Below are 19,207 nucleotides of genomic sequence, written 5' to 3' on the forward strand. Positions count from 1 at the left end.
TAGTATGTGTGAATTACAAGAAAAATTACAACAATATGCACGCTTATTAGTTGAAGTAGGTATGAATGTGCAAGAAGGACAACCAGTTTTTATTCGATCTAATGTCAATGCGATTGAGCTGACACGTTACGTTGCAGAAGCGGCTTATCGTCGTGGCGCATCTGATGTGGCTGTTGAATTTAGCGATGATCGTTTAGCTCGTTTAAGATACGAATATGAATCGGAAGACTTTTTACGTAATCGCGCAGTCAATACATATGACGTGGATAAGAGATTAGACTATGCGAAACGTAATGCGGCAAACTTAGCGATTTTATCTGATGACCCAGATTTATTAAACGGTATTGATTCAGCTAAATTAAACGCATATCAAACTGAATATAGTAAAGCGCACAAAACATTTATGAGCATGATGCAAAACAATGAATTCCCATGGTGTGTTGCTGCGTTTCCTTCAAAAGAATGGGCACAACGTGTTTACCCTGATTTAGATCCGGATGAAGCGTTGAATCGATTCATTGATGAAGTGTTAGACATTGCTCGTGTTGACGGTAATGATCCAGTAGAAAATTGGGAGAAACACATTAATAACTTGAGCGTTCGTGCTAAACAATTACAAGAGAAAAATTACAAAGCGTTACATTATGTATCTAAAGGTACAGACCTCACTATTGGGTTACCTAAAGGTCATTTATGGGAAGATGCAACAAGCTATTCAAGTGAAGGTCAAGCCTTCGTCGCAAACATCCCAACTGAAGAAGTATTTACGGCGCCTGATCGCAATCAAGTAAATGGTTATGTATCCAATACATTACCATTGAGTTATAACGGCAATATCATCGATGGCTTTACGTTGACCTTTAAAGATGGTGAAGTCGTTGACTTTAAAGCAGAGAAAGGCGAAGCCGTATTAAAAGATTTATTAAACACCGATGAAGGTTCACGCCGTTTAGGTGAAGTCGCTTTAGTTCCAGATGATTCACCAATTTCAAATCGAAATACCATTTTCTACAATACGTTATTCGATGAAAATGCATCTTGTCACATCGCGTTAGGCTCAGCTTATGGCTTTAACGTCGAAGGTGGTACAGAAATGACGACTGAAGAAAAAGTAGCGAGCGGATTAAATGATTCACTTGTACACGAAGATTTCATGATCGGTAGTGCAGATCTTACAATTTACGGCATCACGCAAGATGATCAACAAGAAGTTGTTTTCGAAAATGGTAATTGGGCAGACTAGTTTAACTTAAGTATCTATGAAGTGAGGTAAAAAGGATGGGAACTCGTAGAAGTAAAGCGATGTCAGAGTCTAGATGTGAAAAAGTGAAACAAATTTTTCCAACTGACACCAATCATCATCATACGCTATTTGGAGGCGTATTGATGTCAAATATTGATGAAATATCAGCAATCAGTGCAATGAAACATGCAAATTCCAAAGTGGTCACTGCTTCAATGGATTCAGTAGACTTTTTAAAACCCATTAAGACGGGTGATATCATTGTTTTTGAAGCAAAAGTAACCCACGCAGGAACATCGTCTATGGAAATTGGTGTTCAAATCATTATTGAGGATCCTTTAAACAATGAAAGACAACTTGCTGCATTAAGTTTTTTAACTTTTGTAGCGATCGATGATGATGGCAATACAGTAGAAGTTCCAAAAGTTTACCCAGAATCGGATACAGAAAAATGGTTCCACGAAACTGCTGAAAAACGTGTTAAAAGACGTAAAGAACGCAGAAAAGAAAGCCAAGAAACCGTTGAATTTCTATCCAATCAGTTAAATATTAGATAATGATTTCATAAAAGAAAGCGCTTATTGGGAGTACGAATCTCAATAAGCGCTTTTTACATTTTGAGTATTAATGAATGTGTTGCAAATTAGTCCATGTTATACATAAGATGCATCTCACGTTCTTTTGCTCTGAAATCTGTATTTGGATAATACATATTTTTAACTAATACGTTTGGACCTAAACAATTGAATTCGGAACAGTGACAGTTAAGTGCTTGAGCTAGTGGAGATGCGAGCCATTGTTCGAATACGTCAGTTAAGCGATCGGTCTTAATATTTGAAATGGTGCCGTTTTCATCACCAAAGTCTGTCACGATCACGTTACCCGTAAACATATTGACATTGAGACGGTTTCGACCATCTGGATCATTACGCATTGTGACATTTTCAGTTTCACGTAAGCGATTAAGCAACGCTTGATCTTGTGGGTCGTTGATACAAGGGTAGATAGGTAGTGTACCGAACAACATCCACGTTTCTGGGTCACGAATGTCGAGTAAGTAATGTATCGCACGTTTCATCTCTTTAAGTGGCAATACGTTGAGTGAACTTGCGAAATCTGCAGGATACATAGGATGAATTTCATGTCTACGGCATTTCATGTCATGCACAACTTCGTTATGTATTTTTTCTAGATGGGGCAGTGTACTTTGATTTAACATCGTTTCTGCTGAGACGAACATCCCTTGATCAGATAATGTGCTCGCATTATCAATCATTTGTTCATATAGTTTCAGTTTCGCTTTAAGAGGAGGTTGTTTTTCCATCGCACCAAAGCCAACAGATGTAAACTCATCAATCGTACCCCAGTTATGTGAAATATGCATGACATCGATGTATTCAGCGATATCTAAATAGCGATCTTGAGGCAAGGTTAAGTTTGAGTTCATCTGTACATAGATTCCGCGATGATACGCATATTTAATTAAAGGTTTCACGACATGTTTAATTGATTTTTTGGAAAACATCGGTTCGCCACCTGTGATAGAAATCGTTTTTAATGTAGGGATTTCATCTAAGCGACGATAAATCAAATCCATCGGTAAAGATTCTGGATCTTTTGTTTGTAATGTATAACCGACCGCACAGTGACTACAACGCATGTTACATAAATTCGTCGTAGTAAACTCAATATTGCTGAGTGTTAAATCACCGTATTGTTCCACATCGTTGTACGCTTCCCATGGATCATTGTTGATGCTAATGGGCTTTTTTGTCGGTATCGATTGAGTTGGCATACCAAACGCCTTCTTTCTAAAATGATTCATAAAGTCAAATATAGCATGTGAACTACTGTAATAGGAATTTTTAAGATCCTGTTCACACATGTTTTAAATATCTTGAATAATGTATGATTTCGAATTAAAGATACAACCTTGACTAGAGTAACAGTTTTAAGAAATAAGGTGAAGTCTATTTTTAAATTTATATTAATGGAAGCCGTTTCTTTTTGAAAATGAATGATTTAAAGCCGGGTGCATCTTTTATTCATCCGACATACGTACTTATCAAGAATCAGTTCCAACAGTTTTTCAAAACATGTTAAAATGTACATGATAACGTGATGAAGGAGTGTACTGAATGAACGAACAAAAAACAATAGATCAAATTAAGGAGCGTTTAGAAAAATTTATTACTGATATTGATCAAGTAGATCCAGATGAAGTTAAAGTAGAAGATATTGATGAATGGATTGGCTTGTTAGATCAGTTAGAAGAAAAAGTTAAAACCGTTTCCAAAAAATAGTGAAAAACAAATATGTAAAAAATTAATGTTTAAACCTTTCTATACTTGGCTATATATAACCATAATTCATAAAGGAAAGGTGATTATAAATGGCTAAAAAAGTTGCAATTATTGTTGCTGACGAATTTGAAGATGTTGAATTAACTAGTCCAAAAGAAGCTATTGAAGAAGCTGGACACGAAACAGTAATCATTGGTGACGAAGCTAACGCTGAAGTTTCAGGTAAACACGGCACTAAAGTTACTGTAGATGTTAGCATTGGTGATGCTAAAGCAGAAGATTACGATGCTATCCTTATCCCTGGTGGTTTCTCACCTGACCACTTAAGAGGAGACGCTGAAGGAAGATATGGCGCATTCGCTAAATACTTCACTGCAAATGATGTACCAACATTTGCAATCTGCCACGGTCCACAAATCTTAGTTGATACTGACGACTTAAATGGTCGTACTTTAACTGCAGTATTAAACGTACGTAAAGATTTATCAAACGCTGGTGCAAACGTTGTAGACGAATCAGTAGTTGTTGATAAAAACATCGTAACAAGTCGTACTCCTGACGACTTAGATGATTTCAATAGAGAAATCGTTAATCAATTAAACTAATCATTCGTTCTTATGTGAACGTATGAATAATGAACTCCAAAGGGCAGCGTGACAGCACGTTACGTGATGCTCTTTGGAGTTTTCTTTTTAATACCATTTATCCTAAATCCTTATGAAATACATATGATTGAATGTGGTGTAGCACGAGTGTATTCATTTAACGAGCACATCATGTCATAAAGGCCGTATTGGCATACACCTTAGGACTGATTTTTGCCAAATGCAGTAGATTATAACGTTAACTCTTGTTAAACTGATTTATAATAAAGTGAAAGTAAGATGAGTGCATAGCTTTAACATCATTTAAGCAGTGCACAATATTTAATCCTAAATAGATGCGACTCAGACGCTTACATATATAGACATGTTTGCGCGGGAATGAAGTAGCGATCGAGTGATCATCCGTGTTCGTGAGCAATTTTGAAAGAAAGGAGCACGCTATTAAAAGGTAACACCCGAGTAAAAATGTGAGGTCGAAACTCCAGCTCATTTTTTCTTGGTTTTAATAGCTAAAGATGAATGAAGCGAAGTGAACGTTATTCTAAATCAAAGCGAAAAGCAGTAGCCTATGACGATGTAGGGCCGCATTATAACACCTACTATCAACCTGTGGGTAGACCACCAAAAAAGAAAAAAGGTAAACGTTGGTTCCTGACTATACTATTATTGTTAGCTATTGTAGTAGCTATCTTCATGGGCTTGATGTACTTTTTATCCAGATCCGCAAATGTAGAAGCGTTGCATTCTATAGAGCAGAAAAACTCATATGTACCTGTGTCGGATATGAATGATTATACGAAGGGTGCATTTATCGCCATTGAAGACGAGTGGTTCTATCATCATCATGGATTTGATATTAAAGGTACATCGAGGGCGTTATTTTCAACCGTCAGTGAGCAGAGTGTTCAAGGTGGTAGCACTATAACACAGCAAGTTGTAAAGAATTACTTTTATGGCAATGAGCGCTCATTTATTCGTAAAATGAAAGAATTATTTGTAGCCTATCGTGTTGAAAGTGTATATGACAAAGATCAGATATTGAGCTTTTACGTCAATAATATCTATTTCGGTGATGATCAATATACCGTAGAAAGCGCTGCAAATTACTATTTTGGTACGACGACAGATAAAAATAATAAGCATTTACCACAAATCTCAGTACTACAAAGTGCAATGCTTGCAAGTAAGATTAATGCACCGAGTGTGTATAATTTAAATCAGATGTCTGATCGTTATATTAATCGTGTTAAAGTCAACTTAGAGAAAATGAAGCAACAAGATTTTATTTCGAATGATGAATACGAAGAAGCAATTTCGCAACTCGGAGCTTCATAAAGTGACTTAAGAAGGAGGATTCTTTTCATTATTTTTAGGATAGTGAAAAGAATTTTTTGATTTTAAGATAAATCGGACGATGCACGCTGTCGCTATAATTCCCTTAAACCTCATAATAAGTTATGCTAGATAAGTGGAGTGAAAATGATGCCAAAGATAACTAAAATAGAAGTACAAAAAAATAACAGTGAACGATTTAATTTGTATCTAGATGGCGTATTCGAAATGGGTGTAGATATAAATACACTCGTTTATTTTAACTTAAAAAAGGATCAACAAGTCGAACCTGCTGAGATGGCAGAGATTCAACAATATGAACAATATCGTCAAGGTATCAACCGCGCGATTAATTATATTTCATACCGTAAACGAACAGATAAAGAAGTCGCCCAACATCTTGCGAAAGCGGATATCAATGAACAGACGATAGCACGTGTACTCGAATATTGTCATGAACAAAAGTTAATTGATCATGATGACTACGCCGAAAGTTTAAAAAATACGATGTTACGTACGTCAGATAAAGGTCCAGAAACTTATCGTCAAAAATTATTTCAAGCAGGTATCGAGAATGATGTGATTGAACGCTACGTAGATTTGTATGAATCCGAACAACCTTTTGAACAAATTTTGCATGTTGCACAAAAGATTATCAAACAGAAAAAAGGTACACCGATGCAAATCAAATCGAAAGTGAGTCAATCATTGATGCAAAAAGGATTTACCATGGGTACGATTAACGAAGTTATGTCAGAACTTAATTTTTCTCAAAGCGAAGATACGCTCGATGAGATGCTTCAACAAGACCTTGAAAAGGCCTATCGAAAATATGACAAGAAGTATGAGGGTAGACAAGTTATACAAAAGACAATAGAAACGCTTATGAGAAAAGGATATAAATATGATAAAATTAAAATTAAATTAAAGGAAAGCGGTCTTGAAGATGGAACAGAAACGTTTGAGTGAAATGAACGAGCAAGAATTAAGAACAGAGATACAGCAATGTACTGAAAAAATGCGCAAAGCAGAAATGAATGGCATCATTAATGAATATGGTGTCTATCAACGTAAGATTTTAATTGCTGAAAGTTACCTCGTAGATCGTGATAAAGTAGAAATTGGCAAGATTTACAAATTAAATGATGGTACTGAGGATTACTTTAAAGTTGAAAGACTGAAAGGTATTTTCGCGTGGGGCTTTAGAATCAACAGTACAGAACCTGAAGAAGGGTTACCACTCGCATTATTAAATATATAGAAGGATGAAATAAAAATGGGCAGTTCAATCATTTTAAAGTTACTGAATGTAACGCAATATTATAGAAATAACAATGCCAGAAAGTGGTACGCACCTTACGGATATGATGCTGACAATATCGAGCTCAATAATATTCAACTCCATATCTATCAAGGCGAATCACTCGGCGTTATTGGTGAACCCGACTCTTCCAAATCACTGATCGGGCGATTGTTGGCAGAAGAAATCAAACCAGATAAAGGACGTGTCGTTCGAAAAAGAGATATTTTCTTCGCTGATATAGAAGATAAAGTTTATCAACGTGATAGCGTGTATGATTATATCAATAATGTGGTTTCACTGTTCCCACGCAATGATAATCCTGCAGAAATCGTTCAATCGGTTATTGATCAAGCACAGTTATCAGATGATACTGAAACACCGGTACAACGATTAACTGACGAACAGTATGCGCAGTTATCCTTTGTGTTAGCACAGTTATCTGAAGCAAGTATTATTATCTTTAATCACATTATCCAACATCTCTCAGACACGCAATTTGAAGCGATGATTCCTTTTGCGAAACAATACATAGAAAATAATCAAACACTCGTCTTCATTGATGACGATGTTGATCGAATAGAACAAGTATCTAACTATATTGCTTGGATTTCACATGGACAGTTAAGAATGGAAGGGCAATTAAAAGAAGTGCTTCCAATGTTTAGAGAGCATGAGAAAGATCGCTTATCTATCCAAACCGAAGAAGATGAAGCAAACTTTGACCTAGATTGGAAACAAAGCAGAAACCGTATTCCAGAACTTGCTAACAACTTTAAACGGGTAGAACGTTATCAACATCAAAAACCACCTGCGATATTATACCGTTTCTGGGGTCTGTTGCTTGTATTTGTACTCGGAGCCGTCCTCATGTTGGTACTGGTCTTTAACAACGTAGGCAGATTAGATATAGCTCAGAATATTGACCAAAATAAAATCCAGGATCAACAACAAAATCCGTTTGAAGAAACACTAGCTTACGGCATTGCTTTGAACAAAGAAAAATTACAACGCATCGGCTCTGATCAAACGTTATCATCTAAAAAATATGCACTGTATACGATCACAGGTGAAAATACGAAGAATTATCGTGTCCAAGTCGATGGCAAAGATTACAAGATTGCTAAAAATAACGTGCGTTACTTTGACCCTGCTGGGTTATACGAAAAGCATCAAATGCAAACCTTGGCACCTTATATGAAGAATAATTATATTAACTTTGTAGATTACTTCAACAGTCAATTACACAAATCGCACAATGAGGTAACAGACACGCTTGTTCCTGAAAATGATAAAGACCAACGTTTTGTCGTACCGATTACACAACAACCGATTGATATGCTATTTAATGATAAAAATAACTTGGCTGGGTTTGTCTATCCAATGACGAAAAAAGATGAGCTTAAGAAAAAATACGATATTAACAGTAATTCATGGATGGTCAAAACAGACAGCGGTTATCTCATGGCAGATATGAAAAATAAAAAATGGATTTATATTGAATTGTAGGTGTGAAAAATGATAGATAGTATCGTAGATTTTTATAAACATTTACCACATCTATGGCATCATGCAATACATCGGGTGAAACATGAGTGGAAATGGTTTATATTACCAGTTTTAATTAGTGCTATATTACTGATTGCGTTAATGGTGAGCTTTCATGTAAAAGGTACGCCAGATCTCAATCAAGCGCGTTGGTATTATAGATTAAGTGCATTTACTTCATTTATGTTCGTGTGGTTCGCCATTTATCGAGGATATAAATTATTCGAAGAAGATTATTGGTATAATCGACAATTGAGTTTAACGCCCGTGGTGCATAATGTGCTCGTGGCAATCATTTATAGTGTATTGTTAGGCATCATGGAAATCATATATATTGTTGCGACCCCATTAAACATAGAAAGTTCAGTCCTTGCTGTGTTGTTCTTTATGCTCATGTCAGTCATCTTTATTATTTTAAGCTCAACAATTTTAGGGCAGTTTACATTGGTGAGTAACAAAGTAGATATCATCTATTTCATCTTGTCAGTAGTGATTTTTATATTGCTACCAATTTGGTACATACCGACATCTTATGATTCACTCGTGACGCATCTACTCATGATCAATCCAGTATTTTATCTCGTTGATGGTATGGCACAATCTGTTGTATTAGGTGTTGTAAGCTTAACGAATATTCCTTATCATCTTTACTTTATTTTCATCTTTGCGATTGGATTTGTGATTAATTACGGTTTAACACGTTATGTGGTATATAAAAAATACGAAGTTGAACCACGATTCGCCACGGTTTCTACAGAAGAAACAAAGCAAACTGAAGCGACAGTGATAGAGGAAGACGAAGCACATAGAGATGCAACAACACAAACAACTGACGAAACCAATAGTGATCAAAACAAAAACTGATTCAAATAGGTGACCGTTTCATAGGCGGTTATCCTATTAATAAATAATGAAAAAAGCACTATAAAAGGCTGAGACGTTCATCTTGTCTCAACCTCATATAGTGCTTTTATTATGTGTATTATTGTGCGTATAATTTACGCTGTAATTTTTCTTCACTAAAGACCCAACCAATGTAAGAGTGATCGATATTGTTTTCTTCATCAAGATGGGCGATGGCTACGAAAGAATAATGGCCATTTTTCAGATAACGTAAATCGATGAGTCGGATTTCTGTGGTACCGTCATCAAGATCTGTTTTTTGCCAACGGTATACAGAAGAAAAGTTTAAAAATGTTCTGATGTTTTTATCATTCTGTACATATTGCATGAGATCATCACTAGGGAAAGGTTGGCGTTCAACCTTGTCACTAAAGACGATATTGCCACCGTAGCTACGACCTACATAATCATAATTTTCAGTTTGTATACCTACGCGCCATTCCATAAATTTCATCGTCGGTGCTACGAAAACTTTGACTGGATGTTGTTCTGCTTGTATTAATTTAACAGCCTTACGCTTGATAAACGCTTGCATGCGAAATCTTAAAATATAATAAATGATGAGTATACCTATGATAGGGAAGAATGCGAGAAATGGATGGACGCCCAGCACCCAAAGCAAAATGCCAATACACAATAAGACAAAAATGATAGGATCAAATGTGTTGATGACACTGAGCTGAATCCACTTATTTGTAATTGGCCGTAAAGCCTGTGTACCATAGGAATTAAAGATATCAACAAAGACATGGAGAAAGACTGCAAGTTGAGCCCACATCCAGACATGTGTAATATCTACACTATTAAAGAAAGTAAAAATAACTAAGCTTATGAGTAATGGCCAGAGAATAGTAAATGGAATTGAATGGGTGATACCACGATGATTCGCAATATAAGTTGCGTTATCTTTCAGTTTCAATACCGTATCACTATCTGGGATTAACGATCCCGCAATTAACGTTGTCGCTGTCGCTGCAAATGAGCCAGACATCGCAGGATCTTGCGTCGCGAGCGCAGTCAGCCCAATACCCATAACGATATGCGTAGCTGTATCCATAGCGTTCACTCATTTCGTGTGGATGTTTATGTTTATGAATAGTTAAAATATAACATAGCAAACGGAGAAATGGGAAATTTTAGATATGAGGAGGAACCTAACGACAGATGTATAATGAAGCGAGTTTTAAGCCAAATATTGTAAATTGGTTTAAAGAAAATCAGCGAGAAATGCCGTGGAGAGAAACATCGAATCCATACTATATATGGCTGAGTGAAGTCATGTTACAACAAACACAAGTTAAGACCGTGATTGACTACTATCATCGTTTCATTGAACGATTCCCAACGATTAAATATTTAAGTGAAGCGGATGAAGATGAGGTTTTAAAATACTGGGAAGGTTTAGGTTATTATAGCCGAGCGCGCAACTTTCACACAGCAGTACAAGAAGTTCACGAAAGTTATAATGACGAAGTGCCTAATGATCCCGAACAATTTAAAGCACTTAAAGGTGTTGGCCCCTATACCCAAGCAGCCGTGATGAGCATTGCATTCGACCAACCGCTAGCGACAGTGGATGGTAATGTATTCCGCGTATGGTCTCGTTTAAATAATGACACTCGAGATACGAAACTGCAGTCTACTCGTAAAGCATTTGAACAAGAACTTGAGCCTTATGTCCAAGAAGAAGCGGGCACGTTTAACCAAGCAATGATGGAACTCGGCGCATTGGTATGTACACCGAAATCACCATTATGCTTATTTTGCCCGGTTCAAGAAAACTGTGAAGCCTTTGCGGAAGGCACCGTGGCAGAACTACCTGTAAAAACGACTAAGGTGAAGAAAAAAACAGTGAATCAACGTGTGTATTTAGTGCAAAATGAGAAAGGTGAATTGCTCATTGAACGACGACAACAAAAATTATTACATGGTATGTGGGAATTTCCGATGTTTGAAGAAGGAGCGGAACTTCCATTCGAAACCTTATTGCATCAACCGATACATATCAAAGAAACACCGAGTTACCAGTTAAAACATCAGTTTACACATTTAACTTGGAATATAGAGGTGTTCGAAACTTCACCTGTGATTGATAGTTCGCAAATTGAACTTCCTGAACATATGACATGGATGAACCTTGATGATAAAGAACACTATAACTTACCAGTGAGCATGTCTAAGATTTATCAGTTCATTTGTTCAAGTGATTCATTCGGGAAATCATAATGAGGTATGTTATAATTTGTATGGTAATTAAAAAGATAAGGTGGTGTGGAGCATGGTAAAAGAATCCATACCTAAAGAAGGCCAGACAATAAAAATACAAAGTTATAAACACGATGGGAATATACATCGTGTATGGTCTGAAACAACAATATTAAAAGGTACGGATCATGTAATTATAGGCGGTAACGATCACACATTAGTAACAGAAAGTGATGGTCGAACTTGGATTACAAGAGAACCCGCAATCGTCTATTTTCATTCAGAGTATTGGTTTAATGTCATCTGCATGTTCAGAGATGATGGCATTTATTACTATTGTAATTTATCTTCACCGTTTGCATGTGATGAAGAAGCATTAAAATATATAGATTATGATTTAGATATTAAAGTATATCCAAATGGTAAATATCATTTGTTAGATGAAGATGAATACGAACAACATATGAAACAGATGAATTATCCTAAAGATATCGACTTAATCTTACGACGCAATGTTGATACGTTACAACAGTGGATAGAACAGAAAAAAGGGCCTTTTGCACCTGATTTTATTAAAGTATGGCGTGAACGCTATAAAAAAGTTAGAAGTTATTGAGCATATCTCATGTGTTAATGTGAAATATTGGGTATGATATGAGTCGAATAGTAACAGTATGATACTCACCATATGATGAGTAAGCACAGTAAACATAATAGAAACTCGTGCTCACTGCAGCCTAGTTCGTAAAGATTCACGAGGCTAGGCTGTTTCATTTGCTAACACGAAGAGGGGTAATGTCATTTATGATTAGACGATATTTAAGGTTTGTTAAACCTTATAAATGGCGAATTATAATTACAATCATTGTAGGTATTATCAAATTTGGTATCCCGATGTTAATCCCACTATTAATTAAATACGTCATTGATGATGTGATTAATAATGGTGAGATTGATACACAACAAAAAATGCTCAGACTCGCAATTGCATTAGGGATCGCGATATTCATTTTTGTTGTTATTAGACCACCGATTGAATTCATTAGACAATATTTAGCACAGTGGACAAGTAATAAGATACTGTACGATATTAGACGACACTTATATAACCACTTACAAGCATTAAGTGCTCGATTTTATGCGAATAATCAAGCTGGTCAAGTCATCTCTCGTGTGATCAATGATGTAGAACAAACGAAGGATTTCATTTTAACCGGACTGATGAACATCTGGTTGGACTGCGTCACGATTGTACTCGCGCTTACAATCATGTTCTTCCTAGATGTGAAACTCACGTTGGCAGCAATGTTTATCTTCCCATTCTATATCATTACCGTTTATTTCTTCTTTGGCCGTTTGCGAAAATTAACGCGTAAACGTTCACAAGCTTTAGCAGAAGTTCAAGGTTTCTTAACAGAACGCGTGCAAGGTATGTCCGTCGTTAAAAGCTTTGCGATTGAAGAAAATGAAGCAGAAAATTTTGATGCACATAACCAACATTTCTTAGATCGCGCATTCAAACATACGAGATGGAATGCTTATGCCTTTGCAGCAGTGAATACCGTGACAGATATCGGGCCACTGATTGTCATCGGTATTGGCGGTTTCCTTGCAATCAACGGTTCTATCACTGTAGGTACACTCGCAGCCTTTGTTGGTTATCTCGAACAATTATTCAGTCCATTACGTCGCTTAGTGTCATCATTTACAACACTTACACAAAGCTTCGCCTCTATGGACCGAGTGTTCCAATTATTTGATGAAGATTACGACATTAAAAATAAAAAAGGCGCACAACCGATTGCGATTCAACAAGGTGACATCAGTTTAGATCACGTTTATTTCAAATATAATGAAGATGAAGATATGATCTTACGGGATATTAATTTAGATGTCCATCAAGGTGAAACGGTGGCCTTCGTCGGCATGAGTGGGGGCGGAAAATCAACATTAATCAACTTGATTCCACGCTTTTACGATACGACGAAAGGTTCGATCACGATAGATCAACATCCAATCAAAGATTTCTTAACGGGTAGTTTACGTAGTCAAATCGGCTTAGTTCAACAAGATAATATCTTATTCTCCGATACGATACGTGAAAATATTCTACTTGGTAAGCCAGATGCGACAGATGAAGAAATTGTACAAGCTGCTAAAATGGCAAACGCTTATGATTTTATACAAGAATTACCACATGGCTTTGAAACTGAAGTAGGGGAAAACGGTGTGAAATTGTCAGGTGGACAAAAACAACGTATTTCCATTGCCCGTATTTTCCTTAACAATCCACCGATTATTATATTGGATGAAGCGACAAGTGCGTTAGACCTTGAAAGTGAAGCGATTATCCAAGATGCACTTAATGTGTTGAGCGAAGATCGTACGACACTAATTGTAGCGCACAGATTATCTACCATCACACACGCTGATAAAATTGTAGTGATGGAAAACGGACAAATCGTAGAAACAGGTACGCATCAAGAGTTATTAGATCGCAACGGTCAATATGCACATTTATTTAATATCCAAAACTTGTAAGAGACGATAATAAATCATAAAAAAACAGGTACGGCACTACATTTAATTGTTGTGTCATACCTGTTTTTTCATTTGGTTACGCGTTTTCAAATTGTAAAGATGATAGAGACATCATTCATCATTGTAGATTAAAGATCTAAATCTTCTTTAAGAATATCAATATCGTCATCTTTATTGTGATATGAGAAGAAACTCATTTCAATACGTTCAAGATGTTCTAACGTATAACGATATTCCTCGATTGCAGCAATGATTTGAATGATGTTTGCGTATGAATACTCAGTTTGGTAAGGATCTCGTTGTATATCGGCAAAGAAAGCGTCGATGAGTTCTTTCTTTTGAGGATATTCAATTTGATTTTCCAGTTGTCGTGTATCGAATTTTGCTTTACGAGATAAACTAAGGAAAATTTGTTCATGAAAGCTTGTTAAGCTATCGATTTCAAGTTTAATCTGTAGTAGTAAATGATTGTTAATACTATGAAGATCATTTTGATAACGATTCATCCGTTTGAGTACTTCATAAGCTTTTCGTGTACTTAAGACGACTTCTTTAAGTAGCACTTTTTTACGATTTTGCGCAAATACATTACGTTTTAATAATGGTTGTTCTTCTTCATAATACCCTAAGATTTGCTCTAATTTTTTGATACGCTCATTAATATAGCCTCTATCTTCTTTGATATTTTGATATTCTGAAGCGTCATTTAGTACTAATTTAAACCACACAAAGATATCTGAACAGATATTCAATGAATTATTGTATAACTTAGATTCAAACTTAGGTGGTAAAAATAAAAAGTTCACAATAGAAGAACTAAAGACACCAATCATAACAAGCACAAATCGAAAGAAAGCAGCTGTATAGAAGTTACCGGTATTTTGCCCCATAACAATGAGCGCTGTCACACTAGCTAACGTTGCAACATGTGCAAGATTGAATCTAAACAAGATTGCGATGAGCAAGATGACTGTGACGCCCATAATGACGAGATGGTTACCAAAAACTGTCACCATACCGACTGCTAATAGTAAGCCGATAACGTTACCGATTGCTTGGTCGGAAACGGTCTTGATGGAACGGTACACACTCGGTTGCATCGCTACGACCGCACTGACACCTGCAATCGCCTTAAGTCCAGCAGAATCAGGTAAAAAAGAAGCAATAAAGAGTGCAAGAATAATTGCGATACCTGTTTTCAGTATTCTAGCGCCTAACTTCAAAGCAATAGCTCCTCATATATTATTAATTTATATATCATTATTGTTATACAACGATTGAGTATAAAAATCAACTTTATTTCATTTGACTAAATGCGTAATCCGCAGCTCTTAATGTTTCATCAATGTCTTCTTCGGTATGTTCGGTTGTTAAGAACCAAGCTTCGAATTTAGACGGTGCTAAGTTGATGCCTTGATTTAGCATGAGTTTGAAGAATTTCGCAAAAGCTTCACCGTCTGAGTTTTCAGCTTGTTCATAGTTTGTGACTTTTTCATCTGTAAAGTAGAGGGTCATCGCACCATAGACGCGGTTGATTGTTGCTGTGATGTTGTGTTTATCAATGAGTTCATTTAACCCATCTTCTAATCGTTTACCAAGTTGGTCTAATTTTTCATAAACACCATCTTGTTCAAGTACTTCTAATAAGGCAATACCCGCTTTCATAGAGAGTGGGTTACCCGCCATTGTTCCTGCTTGGTATGCTGGTCCAAGTGGTGCGACTTGTTCCATGATATCTTGTTTACCGCCGTAACCACCAATTGGAAGACCACCGCCGACAATTTTACCGAATGCAGTAAGGTCAGGGTATACTTTATATAAATCCTGTGCTGCACCATAGTGGAATCTAAATGCAGTGATCACTTCGTCGTAAATCACTAGACTTCCATTATCGTGTGTGATTTCGTTGATGGCTTCAAGGAAACCTGGTTTTGGTTCAACCATACCAAAGTTACCGACGATAGGTTCGACGAGTACACATGCAATGTCGTCACCCCAATAATCAATTGCTTCTTTATAAGCATCGATATCATTATATGGAACAGTAATCACTTCTTGTGCGACGCTTTGCGGAACACCTGCAGAGTCTGGAGAACCTAGTTGTGAAGGGCCGCTACCAGCTGCAACTAATACTAAATCTGAGTGGCCATGATATTGACCTGCAAATTTGATGATTTTGTTGCGTTTTGTATATGCACGAGCCACACGAATCGTTGTCATTACAGCTTCTGTACCAGAGTTTACGAAGCGGATTTTTTCGAGTGAAGGGATGGCTTCCCGTAATTTTTTCGCAAAATCAATTTCAAGTTCTGTAGGTGTACCATATAATACACCTTTTGCAGCTTGTTCTTGGATTGCTTTTGTAATGTGTGGATGAGCTTGACCGGTAATGACAGGACCATAAGCCTGTAGATAGTCAATGTATTTATTACCATCTACATCGTATAAATAAGCGCCTTTACCTTCACGCATGACGACGGGTGCACCGCCGTCGACAGCTTTATATGAACGAGACGGAGAGTTGACGCCGCCTAGAATGTATTCATCTGAATATTGTTGAAGTCTTTCACTTTCACTAAAATTCATAGTTATCAACCTCTTTTAATTTATTATCTTCGCCTATTATCGTATCATAAAATAAACATTAATAAGAAGAAACAGGTGAGGATATGTTACAAAAAGGAGAGCAATTTCCAGCGTTTTCATTAATCAATCAAGATGGAGAAACCATTTCTAATGAAACCTTAAAAGGTAGAAAAGCGATTCTGTATTTCTATCCTAGAGATAATACGCCGACTTGTACGACAGAAGCATGTGATTTCCGTGATAATATTGAATTATTCAATGATTTAGATGTTGCTGTATACGGCATTAGTGGCGATTCACAACGTAAACACCAAAATTTTAAACAAAAACTTGATTTGAACTTCGACTTACTTGTAGATGAAGATTATCAACTTTCAAAAGATACGGGTGTCTATCAACTTAAGAAAAATTTCGGTAAAACGAATTACGGTATTGTAAGAACAACTTTTATTATTGATGAAAATGGTCAAATTATCGACGTCATTGAAAAAGTGAAAGTGAAAGAACAAATCTCACAATTGAAAGAAATATTGGGGTGATGAGCATGAAAGCAATCAGTTTAAAACCTTTAAAAAGTCAGCAACAAGATTTAATCTCAGCTTTTCCCGATGTAGAATTTAAATTTACTTCAGGCGTAGGAGAGATCGACGAAACGGATAAAGCCTCTGTCGATATTCTTTTTGGCTATGATGGAGATTTAGATGAGGCGTTTTTAGCGTCATGTCCTGAGTTGAAATGGATCGCATGGTTTGCGACAGGTGTGAATAATCTTCCATTAGACTATATAGAAAATAATGGTATACGTTTAACGAATGGTAAAGGTATCCATGCTAAGCAGATGGCAGAATTTAATATCGCTTATATTTTAGATGATTATAAGAATATGAAAACCTCTCATATCAATCAATTGAATAAAGTATACGATTCAAAAATAACTGGGACTCGTCTAATGGGTAAAACAGCACTTATTTTAGGTACAGGAGAGATTGCTCGCCGTACAGCTTATCTATTACATGCATTTGATGTTAAAGTATTAGGCATTAATACGAGTGGTCATGATGCAGATGAAATAGACGAGGCTTATAAATTGGACGCGCTCACAGATGTTTTACCTCAAGCTGACATTGTCATCAATACGTTACCAGAAACAAGAGATACGATTCATTTACTTCAAAGAAAGCATTTCGAAGTAATGAAAGATGATGCATTATTTATTAATGTAGGCAGAGGTACTGTCGTTGAGGAAAATGTTTTGGTTGAAGTATTGAAAGATAAAGTGATTAGACAAGCTTATTTAGATGTTTTTGAAAATGAACCTTTAACGGAAGATAACCCATTATATAGCTTAGATAACGTAGTAATCACAGCCCATATTACTGGTAATGGAAAAGAAAATAATCAAGAAGCGACAGATATGTTTAAGCGCAATTTGTCTCATTTTCTCAATAAGAACGAATTAATTGAGAATGAAGTTAATCCTACGCAAGGATACTAGCAGAAAATCAAGTTATGTTTGACAGAAAATACCTGTAGAAGTTATATTAATATTAAGTAATAATTATTATCAAATAGAAAGACAGTGATGGAAAATGAGCGCAGAGATGGAAACAGTCGAACATCAATTAGAACACTCTATCGCATCTTTGAGAAATGCAGGTATTAGAATAACGCCACAACGCCAAGCGATATTAAAATTTATGATTACAACTGATACACATCCCACAGCTGATGAAATATATCAAGCACTATCTCCTGATTTTCCAAATATCAGTGTGGCGACGATATATAATAATTTACGTGTGTTCAAAGACATAGGTATCATCAAAGAACTCACATATGGTGATTCATCTAGCCGCTTTGATTACAGCACTCATAATCACTATCATGTCATCTGTGAAGAGTGTGGTAAAATAGTTGATTTTCATTACCCACAATTAGATGAAGTAGAACAACTCGCACAGCATGTAACCGAATTTAATGTTACGCATCACCGTATGGAAGTATATGGTATATGCAAAGAATGCCAAGAGAAGAAACAAAACAACTAATCATTTAAGATAGACATATGTATACAAGAAACATGAAAGACTTGCCTCTGGTTGGAGGTGAGTCTTTTTATTTAGCTAATTTTAGAATTAGAGGATCAATATGCGATGATTGAATAGGGGAGAACAATTAACTAGTTGAGATGAAAGTAAGGTACGCTTTTCCTTCGCATATTTACATTTCATTTACGTTATGTACACCTTTGAGATAAACCGACATGTTATGAGTAATTTTAAATCAAAAAAGGGGTAGATAAATGTTGACGAAACTACATATACTTGGTATTATAAAAAAGTCGCTTAAACGAGACGGCATCTATAAAACACATTATTAACAGAGTGTAAATTTGGCACTTGTTAATATGTAAAGATTATTATAGAATATTAAATGTTGAGTTAAGAACACAAACAAATTCTTAAAATTAACTTAAAATTCGCTGTTGACTTAACAATAAATTAATGATATTATTAATTATTGTAAAGCGATAAAATGAACATTGAAAACTGAATGACAATATGTCAACGTTAATTCCAATAAACAACGATTCAATCGTTGATTGAACAAGTGTTGAAGAAACACATTTAGCAAATATGAG

The 19,207-nt window shown here is 36.0% G+C and carries 19 protein-coding genes; 15 read left to right on the forward strand and 4 right to left on the reverse strand.

The genetic code is table 11. From position 1 onward, the window contains the following. Positions 1 to 4 precede the first annotated feature (4 nt). Positions 5 to 1,243, forward strand: coding sequence for an aminopeptidase (locus APS80_RS08280; RefSeq protein WP_059107806.1), 1,239 nt, complete (start codon positions 5 to 7; stop codon positions 1,241 to 1,243). Positions 1,244 to 1,278: 35 nt separating this feature from the next. Beyond that, positions 1,279 to 1,800: an acyl-CoA thioesterase gene (locus APS80_RS08285; protein WP_059107807.1), complete on the forward strand. Its 522-nt coding sequence runs from the start codon at positions 1,279 to 1,281 to the stop codon at positions 1,798 to 1,800. Between the two features lie 86 nt (positions 1,801 to 1,886). Here the strand turns inward: APS80_RS08285 and yfkAB are convergent, their stop codons facing one another. After that, a complete protein-coding gene (yfkAB, locus tag APS80_RS08290; RefSeq protein WP_059107808.1) occupies positions 1,887 to 3,038 on the reverse strand; it encodes a radical SAM/CxCxxxxC motif protein YfkAB in 1,152 nt (383 codons plus the stop codon). 343 nt (positions 3,039 to 3,381) lie between these two features. Between yfkAB and APS80_RS10775 the strand changes: the two genes are divergently transcribed. The 7 genes from APS80_RS10775 to APS80_RS08320 all read left to right on the forward strand — a co-directional run bounded on the left by APS80_RS10775 (position 3,382) and on the right by APS80_RS08320 (position 9,195). Further along, on the forward strand, positions 3,382 to 3,546 hold the full coding sequence (locus APS80_RS10775; RefSeq protein ID WP_103170804.1) for an SE1561 family protein: 165 nt from the start codon (positions 3,382 to 3,384) through the stop codon (positions 3,544 to 3,546). Between the two features lie 89 nt (positions 3,547 to 3,635). Further along, entirely contained in the window at positions 3,636 to 4,151 is a 516-nt protein-coding gene (locus tag APS80_RS08295; RefSeq protein ID WP_059107809.1) for a type 1 glutamine amidotransferase domain-containing protein, read from the forward strand. Positions 4,152 to 4,670: 519 nt separating this feature from the next. Continuing rightward, a complete protein-coding gene (sgtB, locus tag APS80_RS08300) occupies positions 4,671 to 5,486 on the forward strand; it encodes a monofunctional peptidoglycan glycosyltransferase SgtB (protein ID WP_059107810.1) in 816 nt (271 codons plus the stop codon). Positions 5,487 to 5,633: 147 nt separating this feature from the next. Further along, positions 5,634 to 6,452 (forward strand): recombination regulator RecX, encoded by an 819-nt coding sequence (gene recX, locus APS80_RS08305; RefSeq protein WP_059107811.1) that lies wholly within the window; start codon positions 5,634 to 5,636, stop codon positions 6,450 to 6,452. Further along, complete coding sequence (locus APS80_RS08310; RefSeq protein WP_059107812.1) at positions 6,430 to 6,744, forward strand: YfhH family protein; 315 nt, start codon at positions 6,430 to 6,432, stop codon at positions 6,742 to 6,744. The genes recX and APS80_RS08310 overlap by 23 nt, the downstream gene beginning before the upstream one ends. Positions 6,745 to 6,759: 15 nt before the next feature. Next, positions 6,760 to 8,292, forward strand: a complete 1,533-nt coding sequence (locus APS80_RS08315) for an ATP-binding cassette domain-containing protein (protein ID WP_059107813.1) — start codon at positions 6,760 to 6,762, stop codon at positions 8,290 to 8,292. 9 nt (positions 8,293 to 8,301) lie between these two features. Further along, positions 8,302 to 9,195 carry a hypothetical protein gene (locus tag APS80_RS08320; RefSeq protein ID WP_059107814.1) on the forward strand — a complete coding sequence of 298 codons (894 nt, stop codon included), beginning with the start codon at positions 8,302 to 8,304 and terminating at the stop codon, positions 9,193 to 9,195. A gap of 118 nt (positions 9,196 to 9,313) precedes the next feature. Here the strand turns inward: APS80_RS08320 and APS80_RS08325 are convergent, their stop codons facing one another. Further along, positions 9,314 to 10,291 (reverse strand): metal-dependent hydrolase, encoded by a 978-nt coding sequence (locus APS80_RS08325; protein ID WP_059107815.1) that lies wholly within the window; start codon positions 10,289 to 10,291, stop codon positions 9,314 to 9,316. A 107-nt stretch (positions 10,292 to 10,398) separates the two neighbouring features. Between APS80_RS08325 and mutY the strand changes: the two genes are divergently transcribed. The 3 genes from mutY to APS80_RS08340 all read left to right on the forward strand — a co-directional run bounded on the left by mutY (position 10,399) and on the right by APS80_RS08340 (position 13,980). Then, positions 10,399 to 11,460, forward strand: a complete 1,062-nt coding sequence (mutY, locus tag APS80_RS08330) for an A/G-specific adenine glycosylase (protein ID WP_059107816.1) — start codon at positions 10,399 to 10,401, stop codon at positions 11,458 to 11,460. A 52-nt stretch (positions 11,461 to 11,512) separates the two neighbouring features. Beyond that, entirely contained in the window at positions 11,513 to 12,055 is a 543-nt protein-coding gene (ntdP, locus tag APS80_RS08335; RefSeq protein WP_059107817.1) for a nucleoside tri-diphosphate phosphatase, read from the forward strand. 188 nt (positions 12,056 to 12,243) lie between these two features. Further along, positions 12,244 to 13,980 (forward strand): ABC transporter ATP-binding protein, encoded by a 1,737-nt coding sequence (locus APS80_RS08340; RefSeq protein ID WP_059107818.1) that lies wholly within the window; start codon positions 12,244 to 12,246, stop codon positions 13,978 to 13,980. Between the two features lie 128 nt (positions 13,981 to 14,108). Here the strand turns inward: APS80_RS08340 and APS80_RS08345 are convergent, their stop codons facing one another. After that, positions 14,109 to 15,203 (reverse strand): FUSC family protein, encoded by a 1,095-nt coding sequence (locus APS80_RS08345; RefSeq protein ID WP_059107819.1) that lies wholly within the window; start codon positions 15,201 to 15,203, stop codon positions 14,109 to 14,111. A gap of 73 nt (positions 15,204 to 15,276) precedes the next feature. After that, positions 15,277 to 16,566 carry a glutamate-1-semialdehyde 2,1-aminomutase gene (locus tag APS80_RS08350; RefSeq protein ID WP_059107820.1) on the reverse strand — a complete coding sequence of 430 codons (1,290 nt, stop codon included), beginning with the start codon at positions 16,564 to 16,566 and terminating at the stop codon, positions 15,277 to 15,279. 83 nt (positions 16,567 to 16,649) lie between these two features. On the opposite strand from APS80_RS08350, the gene bcp reads away from it, so the two are divergent. From bcp to perR, 3 genes are all read left to right on the forward strand, one after another. Next, positions 16,650 to 17,105, forward strand: coding sequence for a thioredoxin-dependent thiol peroxidase (gene bcp, locus APS80_RS08355; RefSeq protein ID WP_059107821.1), 456 nt, complete (start codon positions 16,650 to 16,652; stop codon positions 17,103 to 17,105). A gap of 5 nt (positions 17,106 to 17,110) precedes the next feature. Continuing rightward, complete coding sequence (locus tag APS80_RS08360; RefSeq protein WP_059107822.1) at positions 17,111 to 18,061, forward strand: NAD(P)-dependent oxidoreductase; 951 nt, start codon at positions 17,111 to 17,113, stop codon at positions 18,059 to 18,061. Between the two features lie 94 nt (positions 18,062 to 18,155). Beyond that, a complete protein-coding gene (gene perR, locus APS80_RS08365) occupies positions 18,156 to 18,614 on the forward strand; it encodes a peroxide-responsive transcriptional repressor PerR (RefSeq protein WP_059107823.1) in 459 nt (152 codons plus the stop codon). Positions 18,615 to 19,207: the final 593 nt, after the last annotated feature.

It is taken from the genome of Staphylococcus auricularis, from assembly GCF_001500315.1.
In the GTDB taxonomy this organism is placed as follows: domain Bacteria; phylum Bacillota; class Bacilli; order Staphylococcales; family Staphylococcaceae; genus Staphylococcus; species Staphylococcus auricularis.